This window comes from Paenibacillus sp. NRS-1760, assembly GCF_050467785.1.
Lineage (GTDB): Bacteria > Bacillota > Bacilli > Paenibacillales > Paenibacillaceae > Pristimantibacillus.
On the sequence record NZ_JBITPK010000014.1, the window covers coordinates 1,033,075 to 1,049,521 of the forward strand.

Genomic DNA, 16,447 nt, shown 5'->3' on the forward strand with positions numbered 1-16,447 from the left:
CAGTGTTCGACTGCAGAACCGCATTGTGCGTTGGCTCGACATCCGTTTTCCTGAATATCCATCGGTATTCAAAGACTGGACCTGTAAGCGGTCATTGGCGACCCTCAAGATATTCCCTTGCCCACAGGATTTGGAGACGTATGCAGTACCGGATGTAATCAAAGCTTGGAGAGCCCATATGCAGCGCGCGGGGGGTTCTACGGGGATTGAGAAGGCTGCACAGCTCATCGCGCATGCTAAACGCAGTGTCGGAGATCGAACCGCTGTAGAAGAATCGAAGGCAGATTTAATACGGCTCATTGAAGAATATGAACGAGTTACCACCATGCTTGAACAGATTGAAGAGGACATCGAAGCTCTGCTTTCTGAGATTCCTATGGCACAGCAGCTTCGCACCATAAAAGGTCTCGGGAAGAATATCTCTATCTCGCGACGGTTCAGCTCGTTTGGAATAACCCCGTGTTCCGCCATCTGCATGAGCATAATGTGCAAGAAAAGAAGATGAAAAAGCAGCAATCCATATTTAAGTTAATAGGAAAGCTGGCACGAATTCTAGTTGGTATTATACAACGAGGAGAAAAGTTCACGCCAGAGAAAACCGTCCTTGCATGGGCAGAAGCAGCTTAAATTAAGTAGAAATCACGTATATTGACTCATTCGCAGGATTTCAAAAAGAAAGCACGGAGGACCGAGTTCGTTACCCATAAGGGCTCAGACCCATCCGCTAAACGCTATCGGTCTCCACACCTTGGACAGGTATAACGAAGGAATGTAAGGGCAGTGACCCGTTGAGATTTGGGAGGGTGAACCTCCAAGGGATTGTGGAGTATGCGTGCAGTAGAAACTACCTGGGGAATATTTCCTAATAGTTCCTCTATTTCCGCATGCCCAGCCCACCACCTCAACGGGTATCACCTGAGCTGTTTCTTAAAATTGACCTAATTCAAGGTGATGAAATCCTGCGAATGAGTGAGTATATGTGAGATAAACCCTTAAAACCGAGGGATTGGTAACGATAGTTCAATGCAAAGGGCTGCCGTGTGGCAGCCCTATACTCAACTAACGACCGGATTAATTCAGTAAATTATGTGGCTATTAAGAAGGAGTATAAGATAGACTAGCGCTAAATGAGAGTTGGGTGATATCTGCTGCTGAGGGATCCGTCGACATAAGTGTCCTTATACGAATACCAATTCGATCTCCTGCTGCAACTACTAACGATCCCCCAACATTAATATTCGTTGCGGTTCGGAAAGTACCAGCTGTAATAATATTATTCGGAAATCCGAATCTAACTGAACTAGTTAATGGAGTTGTCAAGTAAGCTGAAGTACTATGATCAATCCCATTATTAGGAACGGACGAAGCGCGGAATACTGTGAAATCATATTGAAGACCGAGAGTATTTATAGAAACGACAGAAGCAACCAATAGATCTACACTTATTTGTAAATTTTGAACGGTACCCGCAAAGGGAATTGGGAAAGCAAAACCACCTGCTTCGGGTGGCATAGTTGATTCCCCAGAACCGTCAATAACTTCGACCGTGTGATTACCAAAACCCATTAAAATTGGAGCAGCGGATACTACTGTAGCACCACTAAGGATGATCCCAGTTGAAAATGGAATTAATCCTCCAGCTCCGGCTGGTCCAGTTGATCCAGTTGGCCCTATCTGACCAGGTTGACCTTGAGGTCCTGGCAACCCTGATGAACCAGCTGGTCCTATTGCACCTGTCGCACCTGTCGCTCCAGTTGGTCCTGCAAGTCCAGCTGCACCAAGTGCTCCTGCAAGTCCCGCAAGTCCCGCTGGTCCCGCTGCTCCGATTGCTCCTGCAAGTCCTGCTAATCCAGCTGGTCCAAGTGTTCCTGCAAGTCCCGCTGGTCCAGCTGCCCCGATTGCTCCTGCAAGTGCTTGAAGTAATTGTTGTCCTTCTGCTGGAGGTCCTTGGGGCCCGCGCGGTCCTTCAGGTCCGGGAGGTCCAGGAGGACAATTACATCTACCCATAATCTCATCTCCTTTTTATTAGACTTATCCATCATATTAAAAGCCTATTAAGAGAATCACAGCAGGTACCTATCAAACTGAAAAAAAGGCTAATAGAGCCAGTATATACGCTGAATAAATGCTCTGCTGTGTTATTGTCCCATACCATTAAGTCTGTGCTGGCATTAGATAATAAAAGAGATCGAAGGCCAAGGAGTGAAGAGATTGGAGAAACGGCCATTAGTAGGGATTTTAGTAGCCAAAAGAAGCAATAGAAAGAGTGTTTTGAAGCTTTATCAGCGATATGATCATTTAAACTTAAAGCTATTCGTCTTTACTCCGGCGGATATTATTTGGGAGAAACAACGCATTAACGGACTCAGCATGAATAAGGGCGTATGGAAACAAAGCTCTTTCGCTTTTCCTCATGTCGTCTATAACCGCTGCTTTAACAAAAAAACAATAACGATACAACGTCTTGAAAAAGTGATCGGCAAAAACAAATGCTTCAATAATATCAACTTTTTCAATAAATGGGGCCTTTACAACTTATTAAAACAGTCAGAGCTTAAACCTTATGTACCAGACACATTTTTATACGAACAAGCAAATGTATCAGAACTACTAGAGAAATATCATGTCATATATATTAAGCCTACTTATGGGTTTAAGGGGAAGTCTGTATACCGGCTTGAACAAATGACTCATGGGGATGTCAATATTTCTTTGCATTGTTTGGCTCCGAGGTATATATGCAGAAAAAATGAAAGCTATCAGGAAAAACTGGATGAGCTTCTCGGCTCAGAGAACTACATGGTTCAGCAGGGGATTTGTATTCAGCAGCTTAATCACCGATATTTTGATATTCGTGTCCTTGTTCAAAAAGATATATTGGGGGAGTGGACGGTTTCCAACATTGCATGCAGAGTGGCCTATGAACATTATTTCAACACGAGTATGTGTGAATTCATCTTTAATGCTGGAGAAATTCTCCCCTTTTTATTTTGTCAGGACAAAATAGATGAGATTTTCCAATCTCTCCATGAGTTAAGCATTACGGCTGCGCAAGAAGCAGAAGCTCATATGGGTTCATTGGGAGAATTGAGTGTGGATTTCGCATTAGACGAACAAAGTAAGCTATGGATTATTGAACTTAACGGAAAACCACAAAAAAATATATACAAAGACCATAAGCGTTTTAAACACAAAAATCTAATTTATAGTAGACCATTGGAATATGCTTATTATCTCTCTCGTTCTTGAGAGATAATAAGTTTTTTCAAAATACACATGTTTCGCACTCGATTTCGCTAAACCTATGTATGAACTGTGATTTTTTTATGGATTTGTAGTATGTAATGAGGTGTCTATTCAACTCTCTTAGGATCAATCTTTTACAAAAAGATCGGCTACCTTGGCAACACAAGCTGAAAGAGATTTATGATTCGCTGAACAATTTTCTCATTCAACCAATGCCCTTGATCTAACAGATAACGACAGTACAATAATAACAGGCTGCCGCCGATAATTCGGCAGCTTATTCAGCTATCAAGTATGAAAACGAACGTAATGTTTGTGATGAAATAAAACAAACATTTGCATTGGATGGCGCTGGACCGTTCAGATTAGATCGTCTAAGGTTACCTGATGCCAATCATAGGATTGTGGTGAATACTATCCATTCAACTGCCTTTGTGAAAATGTTCTTTAGAACACGATAGTGGCAAACTTGCAAACTTTTGTGGACCCGCCCGTCCAAATGAGTGTTTGGCTGCCGAAGTGTATCCAATAGACTGGTGAAAATCTATAAAATATTAAACCCATTTTCAATAAAAATAGTTTATCGTATACAAGTGGTTAGACTAAAGTCCATACCTCCAATGGAGCAAAATCATAATTTAAGTTGTTAATAGGGAGGTGTTTAGTTTGTGGTGTGATAATACCAATAAAAAAATCGAATGACTCCAGTAAGAAATAGACCACTACTTAAAAAGAAATGTATTGTCAAAAAAAAGAGCACTCGTGTAACCGCTAAACAAGAATTGAGGAGCTCTTATATCTGCCGAAGTAAAATTTGTAAAAAGAATACGATTATTGCTTGTCCTGTGAAAAGAAATAAACGTAATAGGGTTATTTCAAAAAGAAAAATATTAATCCGTCTAAAGCCAGTAATTAATGTAACTGCTCTGCAAGGTCCACAAGGTCCACAAGGTCCACAAGGTCCACAAGGCCCACAAGGCCCACAAGGCATACAAGGACCCAGGGGACCAGTCAATACTCCATATAATCTTTATATCAATGCACAGATTCAAACAGCTGATACTTCAACCGCTACAACTACTGCTATTACCATTCCAAATGGTGATACGCTCGACCCTGCGACTCCAATTGTAATCGAATTTGTTGTAAACTAATTTACTAAATTGACGTGATGCCGACAATCCTTATTTGTATTGGATTGTCGGCATAGTCAAAATAAATGACTATTGTTGTATATCTGTACGTACTCGTACATATTCTCCAAAATTAAAAGAAATATAGGGGAGTGAATATAAAATGGCAATCATATATCCAATTTTTCCTCCCATAGTTTCTGGATATGTTTACAATGTAAGTGCTCAAACTATTCTTGTAGAGACTGATGTTACATTCGATTCAAATGGTATTCTTAGACCTGGAATTACACATACCCTCGGAACTACTCAGATTGCAGTTATCAATTCGGGAAACTATGAGGTTACTTTTTCCGTGTCAGGAGTTGAACCTAACCAATTCGCACTATTTGTAAATGGCGTCCTGGCTACGGGAACCGTTTACGGTTCAGGTGCCGGCACTCAGCAAAATAAAGGTCAAGCTACAATCGCTCTAGAAATGGGGGATATTCTTACTCTGCGAAATCATAGTTCAGCAGCAGCGGTTACCCTTCAGACTTTGGCTGGTGGCACACAAACAAACGTAAACGCTTCAGTTGTTATAAAAAAAATGAGTTAGTTTTTACATCTCTCAGATGACAACCTTTGGATTAATTTAAATGTTCATTGTGCTAAAGGGAAACTACAGCTTATTGGTTGTTGAAATTGATCATGAATATATTCCGTATTTAATGGGAGGCGCACCCCTCGCCCCCTCTGGCCGGAAATAGAAAACCCGATCGAATGAGATCGGGTTTTTTAGCATTATGCATGATAGCATTCAATGAAGAGTTAATAAGCAATATCCTTATTATCAAACAAATTTCCTACTCGTCTTCTTCCCATCACAGCTAAACACGATCTTTTTATCTTCAACGAATGTCTCTAGATGTACATTTTTCCCCCAAAGCTGAACGACATGAGGCAGCGTACGCTCCACATACTTCAGATCCAGCTCCATACCTTCATATTCATGGATGAGATAGAGTTCACCCACTCGGTTAAAATCCCCATCCTTAACCATCAAACTAGGAAACCCACCGTTTACTTTTGAGTAAACAAGCTGATCGCGAATCTTCTCCCAGGACTTATCTGTAATTTTCCATTCAGGGCCCTTTTTCTCGAAAATATACAGATCAAGATCATTAACCAGATCCTTCGTCAGGTAGTTGCGTATGAATGAAATATCTGAATCGAGTTCGCGTACCTCGAACATTTTTTCCCTGCCCTTGCCGGGGACGCGTCCGAAGCGTACTTGTTCTTCTTTCGTTGGGTTATCGAATCGGCGTTCGATATCCTCGAATATTTTTAAGCCCAAATAATAGGGATTCAAGGTGTGCCGGGATGGCTGAACGACAGAGGAGTTTAGCTTAGCGAACTCAATTGTTTCCTCGCTAGTTAGATCAAGCTCGCGTATAATTCGCTGATGCCAGTAGGAGGCCCAGCCTTCATTCATAATCTTGGTCTCGATTTGCGGCCAGAAATAGAGCATCTCATCACGAAGCATAGATAGAATATCGCGCTGCCAATCCTCAAGAGTAGGGGAGTATTCTTCAATGAACCAGATGAGATCTTTTTCTGGCCGTGGCGGAAAACGTTTTGCGTCAGCGGCCTGCGATTGAGCAGCTGATGCGGCGGCAGCCGTCCGATCCGGGTCCAGATTCCACAAGTCATCATAAGAAGAGGAAGGGATATTCCATTCCGAGCGCTCGCTGTCTTTTTGCACCATTTCGATATAACGTTTCTTATCCAATTGATAAGGCTTAATGAGCGTCGGGTCGACATGCTCTTGAATGGCAAGGATCGCATCGATAAACTTCTCGACCGCCTCTGTGCCATGATCCATTTCATATTGATGAATACGGTCCGCTGTAGCAGACATGCTCTCGACCATATTGCGATTGGTTACACCAAAGCGAGCGTTGTTTTTAAAGAAATCACAGTGAGCGAGCACATGGGCCACGATGAGTTTATTTTGAATTAAAGAATTTCCTTCAAGAAGAAACGCGTAGCAGGGGTTGGAGTTAATAACGAGCTCGTAAATCTTACTCAAGCCGAAGTCGTATTGTAACTTCATTTTATGGAAAGTTTTTCCAAAACTCCAATGATTAAATCTTGTAGGCATACCATAAGCACCGAATGTATAAATGATCTCCGCAGGACATATTTCGTAGCGCATTTGATAGAAATCTAATCCGAAACCTTTAGCAATTTCTGTTATCTCATCAATTGAACGCTCTAATGCTCGAAGTTCATCGGGGCTCATCAGGATACCTCCAAGTTTTCATATTTATTGGAATTTGTCTTTCCAAAGCTCCAGTGGCTAAACCTTGTTGGCATGCCATACGCGCCAAAGGTATAAATAATTTCTGCCGGGCAAATCTCATAGCGCATTTGATAAAAGTCTAATCCAAAGCCGGTAGCTATTTCTGTTATTTCATCAATGGATCGCTCCAGTGCACGAATTTCATCTTGTCTCATCCGTCATCCCTCCGCATGCGAAAATACGATTCATACCATGTGTATGAGCAGGTGGTCAAGGTTATGACGAAGTGTGCAGGATGGACTCAGCGTAGGTGGCGATCAAAAAAAGAAAAAACCTTGGACGTCTGCCTTTTCGAGTAAATACTCAAAGTGGAATCAGACGATCTCAAAGTTTTTTTTCATTTTGCTTATTGTCGTACATCGCTAGGTCAGCGTTGCTTATCAATTCTTTTAGCGTGCTAGCCGTGCCGTGCGTTGAACTAATGCCTATGCTAGCGGAAATATGAATGATATGACCATTGATTGTGAATGGCTCGTCAATCGATTTTTTTATTTTACTGGCTACAAAATCGATATCTTGGTTGTCCACCAAATGCTGAAAGCAAATGACGAATTCGTCTCCACCGTATCTAACGAGGATGTCGGTTTTTCTGACGTCTTGTTTCAGTCTCTTGGAAATTTGAAGCAGCAGCAAATCACCAAAATCATGACCAAACGAATCATTAACCTCTTTAAAATCATCGATGTCGATGAACATCACACTAAACTGCTTGTCCGAGCCAGCATGATCCAAATGAGATAAATAACGTCGATTGTAAAGACCGGTCAAGCTGTCCGTAACACTTGCGTTTTCTAAATCCAATATATATCCGAAAAAAGCGGCCATCGATTGGAGAAATCCGAGCTGCCTTTCATCTAGATGAATCGGTTCTTTATTTATAGCGCATAGGGTACCAACTGCTGTCTGGTCAGCTGTTCTTACTGCGATTCCGACCAAAGCTTGTGCTCCAAGTTGTTGGGTAATAGGTAACGAGGCTGTACGCGGATCAACGAGTGTATTGGTGATATTAAGAATGGAACAATCCTGCTCTAGAACAAGATTGCAATAACTTTGCAGCAAATGTAACGGTAAGCTATTGGTTCCTTCATTTTCTTGTCGGTTGAGCGCTCGTATGATTCTGCTTCCATTATGATCAATTGTAGCTATCAATAAAGTGTCAACCTGTAGAAAGTGCTTCAAGGTGTCAATAATATGGTCGGCTGCATCTTCTAGTGAGCGTATAGTACTGCTCATGCTCTCAACTCCTGCCGTAGTGTTGAAACAAAGGAATTACCTTATAGTCCCATAGTAGTCTAAAAAGAGTACTAACTCAAGAAACAATTGATAATAACTAGGCAAATTGAACTATAAATTTGTGACTTTGTAAACCTTCCCCCCGTATCGAACAAAGAATCGGTTCCAAGTCCCTTTGAATTAATGTTAATATAAATTCAAGACCATTAAAATTAATACTTGAATTAATTACGAGCATGTAGTTAAATGGTAGTATAAATCACTATTAACGACTAAATAACTATTATTAATTTAATTGAGGTGGATAATAATGACAAACAAAGCGACAATGATAGTGGATAAGGATTTTCAAGTTGGGGAAGTGGATAAACGTATATATGGATCATTCATAGAGCATCTTGGGCGTGCGGTTTATGGCGGCATTTATGAGGCGGATCATCCGCAAGCAGATGAGCAGGGTTTTCGTTCTGATGTTCTTGAGCTTGTAAAGGGACTTGATGTGCCGATCGTCCGTTATCCTGGCGGTAATTTTGTATCCGGTTACAACTGGGAGGATGGTGTCGGACCCGTAGATCAGCGTCCGAAGAGGCTTGAGCTTGCATGGCGAACGGTTGAGCCCAACTGGATCGGTTTTAATGAATTTATGGACTGGTGCAAAAAGGTGAATACAGACGCTATGATGGCCGTCAATCTTGGTACTCGCGGGATTGATGATGCACGCAACTTGATTGAATACTCCAATCATAAATCAGGTTCATATTGGAGCGATCTTCGAATCCAGCATGGTTATAAAGATCCCCATAATGTAAAGACATGGTGTCTCGGCAATGAAATGGATGGACCTTGGCAAATCGGACACAAAACTTCTGTAGAATATGGTCGCCTTGCTAACGAAGCGGGAAAAGCGATGCGATGGGTTGATCCGACGATTGAGCTAGTCGCATGTGGAAGCTCGCATATCGGAATGCCGACGTTCCCTGAATGGGAAGCTACCGTACTTGATCTTGCTTATGATACGATTGATTATGTGTCGATTCATCAATATTATGGGAACCCTCATAACGATACGAAAAACTTCCTTGCACAGTCTATGAGCATGGATTCCTACATTAATACAGTCATTTCAACCTGTGATTATGTGCAAGCAAAAAAACGTGGCAAGAAGCAAATAAACCTTTCCTTTGACGAGTGGAATGTGTGGTACCATTCCAATGTACAAGACCGTAAGCTTGATCCATGGCAAATTGCTCCGTCACAGCTTGAGGACGTGTATAATCATGAAGATGCACTTGTTGTTGGCTGTATGCTGATCAGTATGCTTAAACGAGCAGATCGTGTAAAGATGGCTTGTATTGCACAGCTAGTTAACGTGATCGCACCAATCATGACGCAAAATGGCGGACCTGCATGGAAGCAAACGATTTATTATCCATACATGCACGCAAGCATTTTCGGCCGTGGCACAGTGCTAGTACCGCTAGTGAAATCGCCGAAGCATGATACAAAGGATTTTACAGACGTGCCATACTTGGAAACGGTAGCCGTTCATAATGAAGAGAAAGAGGAAGTAACGATTTTTGCGGTTAATCGCAACACGGAAGAATCGCTTCCATTCGAAATCGACTTGCGCAGCTTCGGTGCTTTTCAAATCATTGAGCATATCGTGCTTGAGTCTGATGATTTGAAAATGACGAACACAGCAGACGCGCCTAATCGCGTAACGCCGCACACGGCAGGTAATGCTGCGATTGAAGACGGTGGAAAAATTGCCGCGACGCTTAGCAAAGCATCGTGGAACGTTATTCGTATTAAACTATAATGAAATCAATAAGGGGATCCGGAAGCCGCGATTGCGGCTTTTGGGATGCCCTTCTATTATTATAGTATAGAGAGAGGAGGAGATCGTGATGATAAATGCGAATACGGATGAAGCATGGCTGCCCTTATATGAGGCATTGGCTAGTCCTGTCAGGCTCTCCATTATTAATTTGCTTGCAACAAATATGATGAACGTAAAGGAGCTTGCTGAAGCTATCGGTCTAAGCAGCGCGATTGTAACGATGCATATTCGGAAGCTGGAGAAGGCTGGCATTGTAGAGACGAAGATGGTTCGTAAACATGGAGGCACACATAAAATTTGCTCGCTTGCTGAACGTACTATAACGATTGAACTGCCTCCTAAGGCGCTGGATGTGAAGAAGGTGCATGACGTTAGCGTGCCAGTTGGGCATTTTACAGAATTTGAAGTTTTTCCGACTTGCGGCATTGCTACAACGGAGAAGCTGATTGGGCAATTTGACGATCCGCGTTTCTTCTTGGAGCCTGAGCGAATGAATGCAGGCATTCTTTGGTTCGGCAAAGGTTATGTGGAATACAAGGTGCCGAATTATTTGCTAGCGGGACAACGTCCTGTAGCACTTGAAATTACACTGGAGCTTGGCTCAGAAGCGCCAGGCGTAAACGATAACTGGCCATCTGACATTAATTTTTCTCTAAATGGAATGGATATCGGCATGTGGACGAGCCCTGGTGATTATGGAGATGTAAGAGGACGTTTCTCACCAGCTTGGTGGGGAGAGCGGGTCAATCAATACGGACTGCTCAAAGTGATACGCATTCAAGAGGACGGGACGCTAATTGATGGACAGCATATGTCATCAACTAGTATCGGTGAAATAGGTCTGGAGCGTAATTTCTGGACATTCCGCATTGCCGTGAAGGAAGATGCTGTTAACGTAGGCGGGCTAACCTTATACGGCAAGGGCTTTGGCAACTATAATCACGATATTATGTTCCGAGTGTTTTATGAAGATGCGCGTAGTGTTTAAGGCAGCTTGACTGCCTTAAGCAGGCGAAAGTCCCCTCCCTCAGAATGCCCCGAGTTTATAATCGTGCATACCATTTTCTGTTCAAAAAGATATAATGAGTAGGATAGCTAATCTAAGCCATTATTACTCGGAGGAACAAAGATGCTGACTATGTTCACTTTTCTCAAAAAATATCGTTTTGCTGCTTACGTTGCTCTGCTGCTTATGCTGGTGGAGCTCGTAGTGGAGCTGCTTCAACCGTATATTATTTCAAAAATCATTGATGATGGTATTGATAATAATAATTTATCGGTTGTGCTGCAATGGGGCGGTTTTCTAATTGGTTGCTCTGTTATCGCTTTCATTGTAGGGATACTTAGCTCTTTCTATGCTTCACACGTAAGTCAGAGTTTCGGATTTGATTTAAGAGAGCGTCTTTATGAAAAAGTGCAATCGTTCTCATTTGCCAATTTTAATCGTTTTCCGGAATCATCGCTTATTACTAGATTAACGAATGACGTTTCACAGCTGCAAAATACAGTGTTCATGGGACTGCGTATTATGCTTCGAGCCCCATTGCTCGTAATCGGAAGTATCGTAATGGCCTTTATCGTTCAGCCTAAGCTGGCCATATGGCTTGCTGCGGTCATTCCGTTTCTTGGTGTATTTCTGCTTTGGGTGCTTAAAAAGGGAGAAAAGCTTTTTCGTTCTGTTCAGAAGCAGTTGGATCAAGTGAATAGCGTGATGCAGCAAAATTTAATCGGCATGAGAATCGTGCGTGTATTCGTTCGGATGAAGCATGAATCGAAGCGTTTTGCATTTTCCAGCGAGCAGCTGATGGATCGTACGGTATCCGCTCTTCGTTTAACGGAAGTTACGATGCCTATCGTGCTGTTATTTATGAATGCAATTGTTATAGCCGTACTGTGGTTTGGCAGAATCGAGCTCGATCGGAATGGAGCATCCGTTGGTGAAGTTGTTGCTATTGTCAACTATGCAATGAGGACGATTGGTGCTTTATCCATCATGTCGATGATCGTGGTCAATTTCTCGAGAGCGCGCGCATCAGCTCAAAGAATTGAAGAGGTTGTGCTAACGGATATCGATTTAACAGATACAGTTGACAGCGATGAAGCGGTGAAGCTTCGCGATGGCTACGTTTCCTTTGAGAACGTGTCTTTTGAATATCCGGATTCCGATCTGCATGTATTGCGAGATATATCCTTCTCGGTATTACCGGGTGAGACGATTGCCATAATGGGTGCGACCGGTTCTGGCAAAACATCGCTCATTCAACTGATTCCTAGACTGTACGATGTACAGACGGGCGTGATTCGCGTGGATGGCAAAGACAATCGCTTAATGAAGCTTGAGCAGCTTCGCAAGCAGATTGGGTATGTTCCGCAAGAAATCATGCTGTTTACAGGTACGGTGGCGGATAATATTCGCTGGGGCAAGGAGAAAGCCAGCATCGAAGAAATCATAGAGGCTGCCAAACTAGCTCAAATCCATGACACCATTATGAAGCTGCCGGAACAATACGATACGATAGTGGGGCAAAAAGGAGTAAATCTCTCAGGTGGACAGAAGCAGCGTCTAACGATTGCGAGGGCATTAGTTAGAAAGCCAGTTGTGCTGCTGCTTGATGACAGCACAAGTGCACTCGATGTACAGACTGAGGCTGCTCTTCTGCAAGCACTTAAAAATATGAGCTGTACGACATTCCTCATCACGCAAAAAATAAGCTCAACCGTAGCTGCGGATTCAATTCTTCTGCTTGATGAAGGCCAATTGCTGGCACAAGGCAAGCATGAGCAGTTGATCCGTGAATCCAGTTTGTATCAGAAAATATACGAGTCACAGTTCGGGAAGGAAGGTGTGTCCCGTGCTTAGACAATTAAAGGAGCCTTTTCAGTACCAAAGATCTGGGGAAGCGGTCGAATCCACTGCAGCAGGCAAAGGTAAACGCAAACCACGCGCGCAAAATATGAGTCAAACGCTGAAGCAAATGTGGAGTTACCTGATCGTCTATAAGGGCAGACTTGCAGCTGTAATCGTAATGGTTATATTAAGCTCTGCGTTCTCATTGCTGGGACCCTATATGGCAGGAACCGCAATCGATCGCTTTTTGATGAATAGAGATAGCGGAATTATTGTTTTTCTACTATTGATGGCTCTCGTTTATGCGCTGCACTCGATCACGATGTGGCTCCAAAGTATTTGGATGATAACCATTTCGCAAAAAACGGTCTATCGCATGCGGGTTGAATTGTTTGATCATTTGCACAGGCTGCCGATCCCTTTTTTCAGCAAGCGTCAGCATGGAGAACTAATGAGCCGCGTTACGAATGACATAGAAAACGTAAGCTCATCTTTAAATAGCTCTGTGATCCAAGTGTTTTCAAGCATCCTTCTACTTGTTGGAACCGTAAGCGTTATGTTGTCCCTTAGTCCGCTTTTGACTCTATTAACCTTCCTCGTTGTGCCGCTTATGGTGCTGGGGATGAAATGGATCACAAAGCAAACCGGCCGATTGTTCAAAGCTCAGCAGCGCAATCTTGGCGACTTAAATGGTTATATAGAAGAAACATTGTCAGGACAACGCATAGTAAAGGCCTTTTCTCAGGAAAAAACAGTCATCTCCGCCTTCAAGGAGCGCAACGAGCGTATTCGAGTTTCTGGCTTCTGGGCGCAGACGATTTCTGGTTTCATTCCGAAGCTGATGAACGCGTTAAACAACTTAAGTTTTACGATCATTGCAGGAATAGGTGCGATATTTGTTTTAAATGATCAAATAACGGTCGGTACAATTATTATATTTGTGGAATATTCAAGGCAGTTCACAAGACCGCTTAATGACCTTGCTAACCAGTGGAATACGCTATTGTCTGCTGTCGCTGGTGCTGAACGTGTATTTGATGTGCTAAGCGAAGACGAGGAACGAAAAGATGAGGGAGCAGCTCGCGAACTGGCAGAAGTAAGCGGAAAAGTCATTTTTGATAAAGTAACATTTGCTTATGAAGGAAGGACAGCTACGATAAGCGAGGTAAGCTTTGAAGCTACGCCAGGGGAGACGATCGCTCTAGTAGGTCCAACCGGAGCGGGTAAAACAACACTCATCCAGCTTTTGTGCCGATTCTATGATCCGAGCTCTGGCAGCATCTTGATTGATGGGCACGATACACGTACGCTCAAACGTGAAAATTTGCGCTCGCATATGGCGTTTGTACTGCAGGACCCATTTCTGTTCGAAGGAACCATCTATGAAAATATCCGTTACGGCAAGCTGGATGCGACGGATGTAGAAGTACAGCAGGCTGCAAGACTCGCAAATGCGCATTCCTTTATCTCTCGTCTGAAGGACGGCTATGGGACCATACTCAAATCAGACGGCAGCGGAATTAGCCAAGGACAGAAACAGCTGCTTGCCATTGCCAGAGCGATTCTAGCAGATCCTTCAATCCTTGTATTAGATGAAGCGACAAGCAGTATCGATACAGTCACTGAAATAAAAATCCAGGAAGCGCTGCAGCGGCTTATGAAAGGGAGAACGAGCTTTGTCATTGCCCATCGTCTGAACACCATTCAACAAGCGGATCAGATTGTAGTGCTGCGTGACGGTGCCATTTTGGAGAAAGGATCTCATTCACAGCTCCTTATGCAAAAAGGCTTTTACAGCTCGCTTGTTAATGGGCAACTTAATAAGGGCATGCTGAGTGAATCAGATTAAACGTCTGCATGGCACACTATTACTGATATACGCAAACCTTATTGCAACTATTTTAGGGGATGGAGAGTATTATTAGTAATATCAAGGAGGTGGGATGTATGACTATTACCCTGTGCCCCAAATGTGGAAACCAAAATGATGTCGACGCGAACAGGCAAATGGTTGTGGAATGCTCCTCTTGCGGTACGATACTGATTGATGATGCAGATCTTAAAGATGCAGAAGAAGGGCTTCAAAGGACCTTGGATCATAAACAAATCAATCCGCCTGAGGAAGTTGACATAGAAAAGTACATTAGCAAATTAGGTGACCATGAGAAGCAAACGAAGTATGTAGAGGAAGGGTTTTGGGCAAAAGTGAAGCGTCATGCAGCTAAGGTGCCATTCGCTAAAGAAGTGGTCACACTTTATTATTGCTCGGCTGATCCGAAGACGCCGTTATCTGCTAAGGTCACAGCTATTGGAGCTTTAGCCTATTGGATTTTGCCGCTTGATCTTATTCCGGATTTTATACCTGTAGCAGGTTTTGTTGATGATGCAACAGCTGTGTTCATCGCTTACAGGTCTCTTAGTGGCCAAATAACGGAAGATCATCGTGAGAAGGCGGAGCAGTTTTTCATATTGAACAAAAATGTGAAGCTAATTGATCCACAGTCGTAATACAAACAGTAAAAAAAGGATGACCCAGCGAGTTTATCGCAAGCGGTCATCCTTTTTGTTTTCAAGTAAGGCAGTATATTAGAACAAGCTCCATTCAAACTCTCTCGATAATGACTCAAGAAGAGCAACACCAGCAATGCTATTTCCTTTTCGGTTCAGCGATGGACCAACTAATCCGATACCGTAACGGCCAGGCACCAGCGTTAAAATACCGCCGGATACGCCGCTCTTGGCTGGCAACCCGACATGAATCGCAAACTCTCCAGAGGCATTGTACATGCCGCAAGTTATCATAAAGGTTTTGGCAATTTGAACGAAGCGGCGAGGAATAAGCTGTTCTCCGGTTGTAGGATTTTTGCCGTTATGCGCCAGAACTAAAGCCATTTGAGCCAAATCTGCACAGGTTACGCTGATGGAGCAGTGCCGGAAATAAACTTCAAGTACATCCTCAACTGATCCTTGCAGAACACCGTTATCTTTAAGGAAATATGCCATTGAACGATTAAGGTTCGCTGTATCCGCTTCAGAACGATAGACGTCCATATCGTAGTCAAGTGAGCTATTATTAGAAAGAAGGCGAAGGAAGTCTAACACTCGTGCAGATTTTTCAGCAGGATCTTTGCCAGCAATTAAAGAAGAGATCGCAATGGCTCCAGCGTTTATTAGCGGATTAAAAGGAATGCCCGGCTGTACGAGCTCAAGCTTCAGCATAGAATTGAAGTTGTCTCCAGTAGGCTCCATGCCAACCTTGTCAAAGACGACATCTTCTCCGTTATCCATTAGCGCTAAAATAAGTGTGAATACTTTAGATATACTTTGCATCGTAAAAGAGAGATCTGTATCGCCTTCAGATATAGAAAGGCCGTTTGAATCAATAAGGTGAATTCCTAATGCCCCAATCGGTGATTTCGACAGCTCGGGTATATAGGAGGCAACTTTGCCGCTGCTGCATTGTTCACGGCTTGATTCAACCCATTGTGGAAGCAGAGCTTGAATACGTTCGATTTCTGATAATGTCATTTTTAATGCTCCCTCTTGTGAACTAGCTCTAAAACTGGATAAATGGCTGAATAATCATATTATTATTCTATTATAATTAGGAAGTGTTTATAAAGTTGGAATTTGTTAAGTTTATTTGAAAGTAATTGGTTATATTTTACCGAAAATCGAGTGAAAACATGCTTTTTAAAGTTTTTTTAAATAAATGCTTGACCAATTAGAGGGGGGCATGATATATTCTAATTCCGGCCGAGAGAAACACGCGGACGACAAGGAAAACAAGCAAGACAAACGAT

11 protein-coding genes and 3 pseudogenes are annotated in these 16,447 nt (G+C 42.8%); 9 read left to right on the forward strand and 5 right to left on the reverse strand.

Annotated features, from left to right (window positions below; genetic code table 11):
- The first annotated feature begins 178 nt into the window (after positions 1-178).
- The gene (locus ACIFSR_RS23840) at positions 179-505 is read left to right on the forward strand and encodes a hypothetical protein (protein WP_430060475.1); all 327 of its coding nucleotides are present in this window, start codon (positions 179-181) and stop codon (positions 503-505) included.
- Positions 506-1,095: 590 nt separating this feature from the next.
- Here ACIFSR_RS23840 and ACIFSR_RS23845 read toward each other — a convergent pair.
- A complete protein-coding gene (locus ACIFSR_RS23845; protein WP_430060378.1) occupies positions 1,096-2,007 on the reverse strand; it encodes a collagen-like triple helix repeat-containing protein in 912 nt (303 codons plus the stop codon).
- A gap of 195 nt (positions 2,008-2,202) precedes the next feature.
- On the opposite strand from ACIFSR_RS23845, the gene ACIFSR_RS23850 reads away from it, so the two are divergent.
- The 3 genes and pseudogenes from ACIFSR_RS23850 to ACIFSR_RS23860 all read left to right on the forward strand — a co-directional run.
- Positions 2,203-3,249 carry a YheC/YheD family protein gene (locus ACIFSR_RS23850; protein WP_339204122.1) on the forward strand — a complete coding sequence of 349 codons (1,047 nt, stop codon included), beginning with the start codon at positions 2,203-2,205 and terminating at the stop codon, positions 3,247-3,249.
- 1,019 nt (positions 3,250-4,268) lie between these two features.
- A pseudogene (locus ACIFSR_RS23855) lies at positions 4,269-4,400 on the forward strand (DUF4183 domain-containing protein); the annotation flags it as partial.
- A gap of 181 nt (positions 4,401-4,581) precedes the next feature.
- Positions 4,582-4,977, forward strand: a pseudogene (locus ACIFSR_RS23860) (BclA C-terminal domain-containing protein); the annotation flags it as partial.
- 234 nt (positions 4,978-5,211) lie between these two features.
- Here ACIFSR_RS23860 and ACIFSR_RS23865 read toward each other — a convergent pair.
- The 3 genes and pseudogenes from ACIFSR_RS23865 to ACIFSR_RS23875 form a co-directional block, all read right to left on the reverse strand.
- The gene (locus ACIFSR_RS23865) at positions 5,212-6,663 is read right to left on the reverse strand and encodes a SpoVR family protein (protein WP_430060381.1); all 1,452 of its coding nucleotides are present in this window, start codon (positions 6,661-6,663) and stop codon (positions 5,212-5,214) included.
- A gap of 38 nt (positions 6,664-6,701) precedes the next feature.
- Positions 6,702-6,878: pseudogene (locus ACIFSR_RS23870) on the reverse strand (SpoVR family protein); the annotation flags it as partial.
- Positions 6,879-7,047: 169 nt separating this feature from the next.
- On the reverse strand, positions 7,048-7,956 hold the full coding sequence (locus ACIFSR_RS23875; RefSeq protein WP_339204120.1) for a sensor domain-containing diguanylate cyclase: 909 nt from the start codon (positions 7,954-7,956) through the stop codon (positions 7,048-7,050).
- Between the two features lie 310 nt (positions 7,957-8,266).
- Between ACIFSR_RS23875 and ACIFSR_RS23880 the strand changes: the two genes are divergently transcribed.
- From ACIFSR_RS23880 to ACIFSR_RS23900, 5 genes are all read left to right on the forward strand, one after another.
- A complete protein-coding gene (locus ACIFSR_RS23880; protein ID WP_430060385.1) occupies positions 8,267-9,775 on the forward strand; it encodes an alpha-N-arabinofuranosidase in 1,509 nt (502 codons plus the stop codon).
- 88 nt (positions 9,776-9,863) lie between these two features.
- Complete coding sequence (locus ACIFSR_RS23885; RefSeq protein WP_339204118.1) at positions 9,864-10,784, forward strand: ArsR/SmtB family transcription factor; 921 nt, start codon at positions 9,864-9,866, stop codon at positions 10,782-10,784.
- A gap of 141 nt (positions 10,785-10,925) precedes the next feature.
- Positions 10,926-12,656, forward strand: coding sequence for an ABC transporter ATP-binding protein (locus tag ACIFSR_RS23890; protein WP_339204117.1), 1,731 nt, complete (start codon positions 10,926-10,928; stop codon positions 12,654-12,656).
- A complete protein-coding gene (locus tag ACIFSR_RS23895; RefSeq protein ID WP_430060388.1) occupies positions 12,649-14,493 on the forward strand; it encodes an ABC transporter ATP-binding protein in 1,845 nt (614 codons plus the stop codon). Before ACIFSR_RS23890 ends, ACIFSR_RS23895 begins: the two co-directional genes overlap by 8 nt.
- Before the next feature lie 98 nt (positions 14,494-14,591).
- Positions 14,592-15,152 (forward strand): DUF1232 domain-containing protein, encoded by a 561-nt coding sequence (locus ACIFSR_RS23900; protein WP_339204113.1) that lies wholly within the window; start codon positions 14,592-14,594, stop codon positions 15,150-15,152.
- Positions 15,153-15,230: 78 nt separating this feature from the next.
- On the opposite strand, the gene glsA is transcribed toward ACIFSR_RS23900, so the two are convergent.
- On the reverse strand, positions 15,231-16,172 hold the full coding sequence (gene glsA, locus ACIFSR_RS23905; protein ID WP_076271731.1) for a glutaminase A: 942 nt from the start codon (positions 16,170-16,172) through the stop codon (positions 15,231-15,233).
- Between the last annotated feature and the right edge of the window lie 275 nt (positions 16,173-16,447).

What these genes read in the sequence shown, in the direction of transcription:
- ACIFSR_RS23890 (WP_339204117.1), top strand. Translation starts at nt 10,926, where the DNA reads ATGCTGACTATGTTCACTTTTCTCAAAAAATATCGTTTTGCTGCTTAC.
- ACIFSR_RS23885 (WP_339204118.1), top strand. Translation starts at nt 9,864, where the DNA reads ATGATAAATGCGAATACGGATGAAGCATGGCTGCCCTTATATGAGGCA.
- ACIFSR_RS23875 (WP_339204120.1), bottom strand. Translation starts at nt 7,956, where the DNA reads ATGAGCAGTACTATACGCTCACTAGAAGATGCAGCCGACCATATTATT.
- ACIFSR_RS23865 (WP_430060381.1), bottom strand. Translation starts at nt 6,663, where the DNA reads ATGAGCCCCGATGAACTTCGAGCATTAGAGCGTTCAATTGATGAGATA.
- ACIFSR_RS23845 (WP_430060378.1), bottom strand. Translation starts at nt 2,007, where the DNA reads ATGGGTAGATGTAATTGTCCTCCTGGACCTCCCGGACCTGAAGGACCG.
- ACIFSR_RS23840 (WP_430060475.1), top strand. Translation starts at nt 179, where the DNA reads ATGCAGCGCGCGGGGGGTTCTACGGGGATTGAGAAGGCTGCACAGCTC.
- ACIFSR_RS23900 (WP_339204113.1), top strand. Translation starts at nt 14,592, where the DNA reads ATGACTATTACCCTGTGCCCCAAATGTGGAAACCAAAATGATGTCGAC.
- ACIFSR_RS23880 (WP_430060385.1), top strand. Translation starts at nt 8,267, where the DNA reads ATGACAAACAAAGCGACAATGATAGTGGATAAGGATTTTCAAGTTGGG.
- glsA (WP_076271731.1), bottom strand. Translation starts at nt 16,172, where the DNA reads ATGACATTATCAGAAATCGAACGTATTCAAGCTCTGCTTCCACAATGG.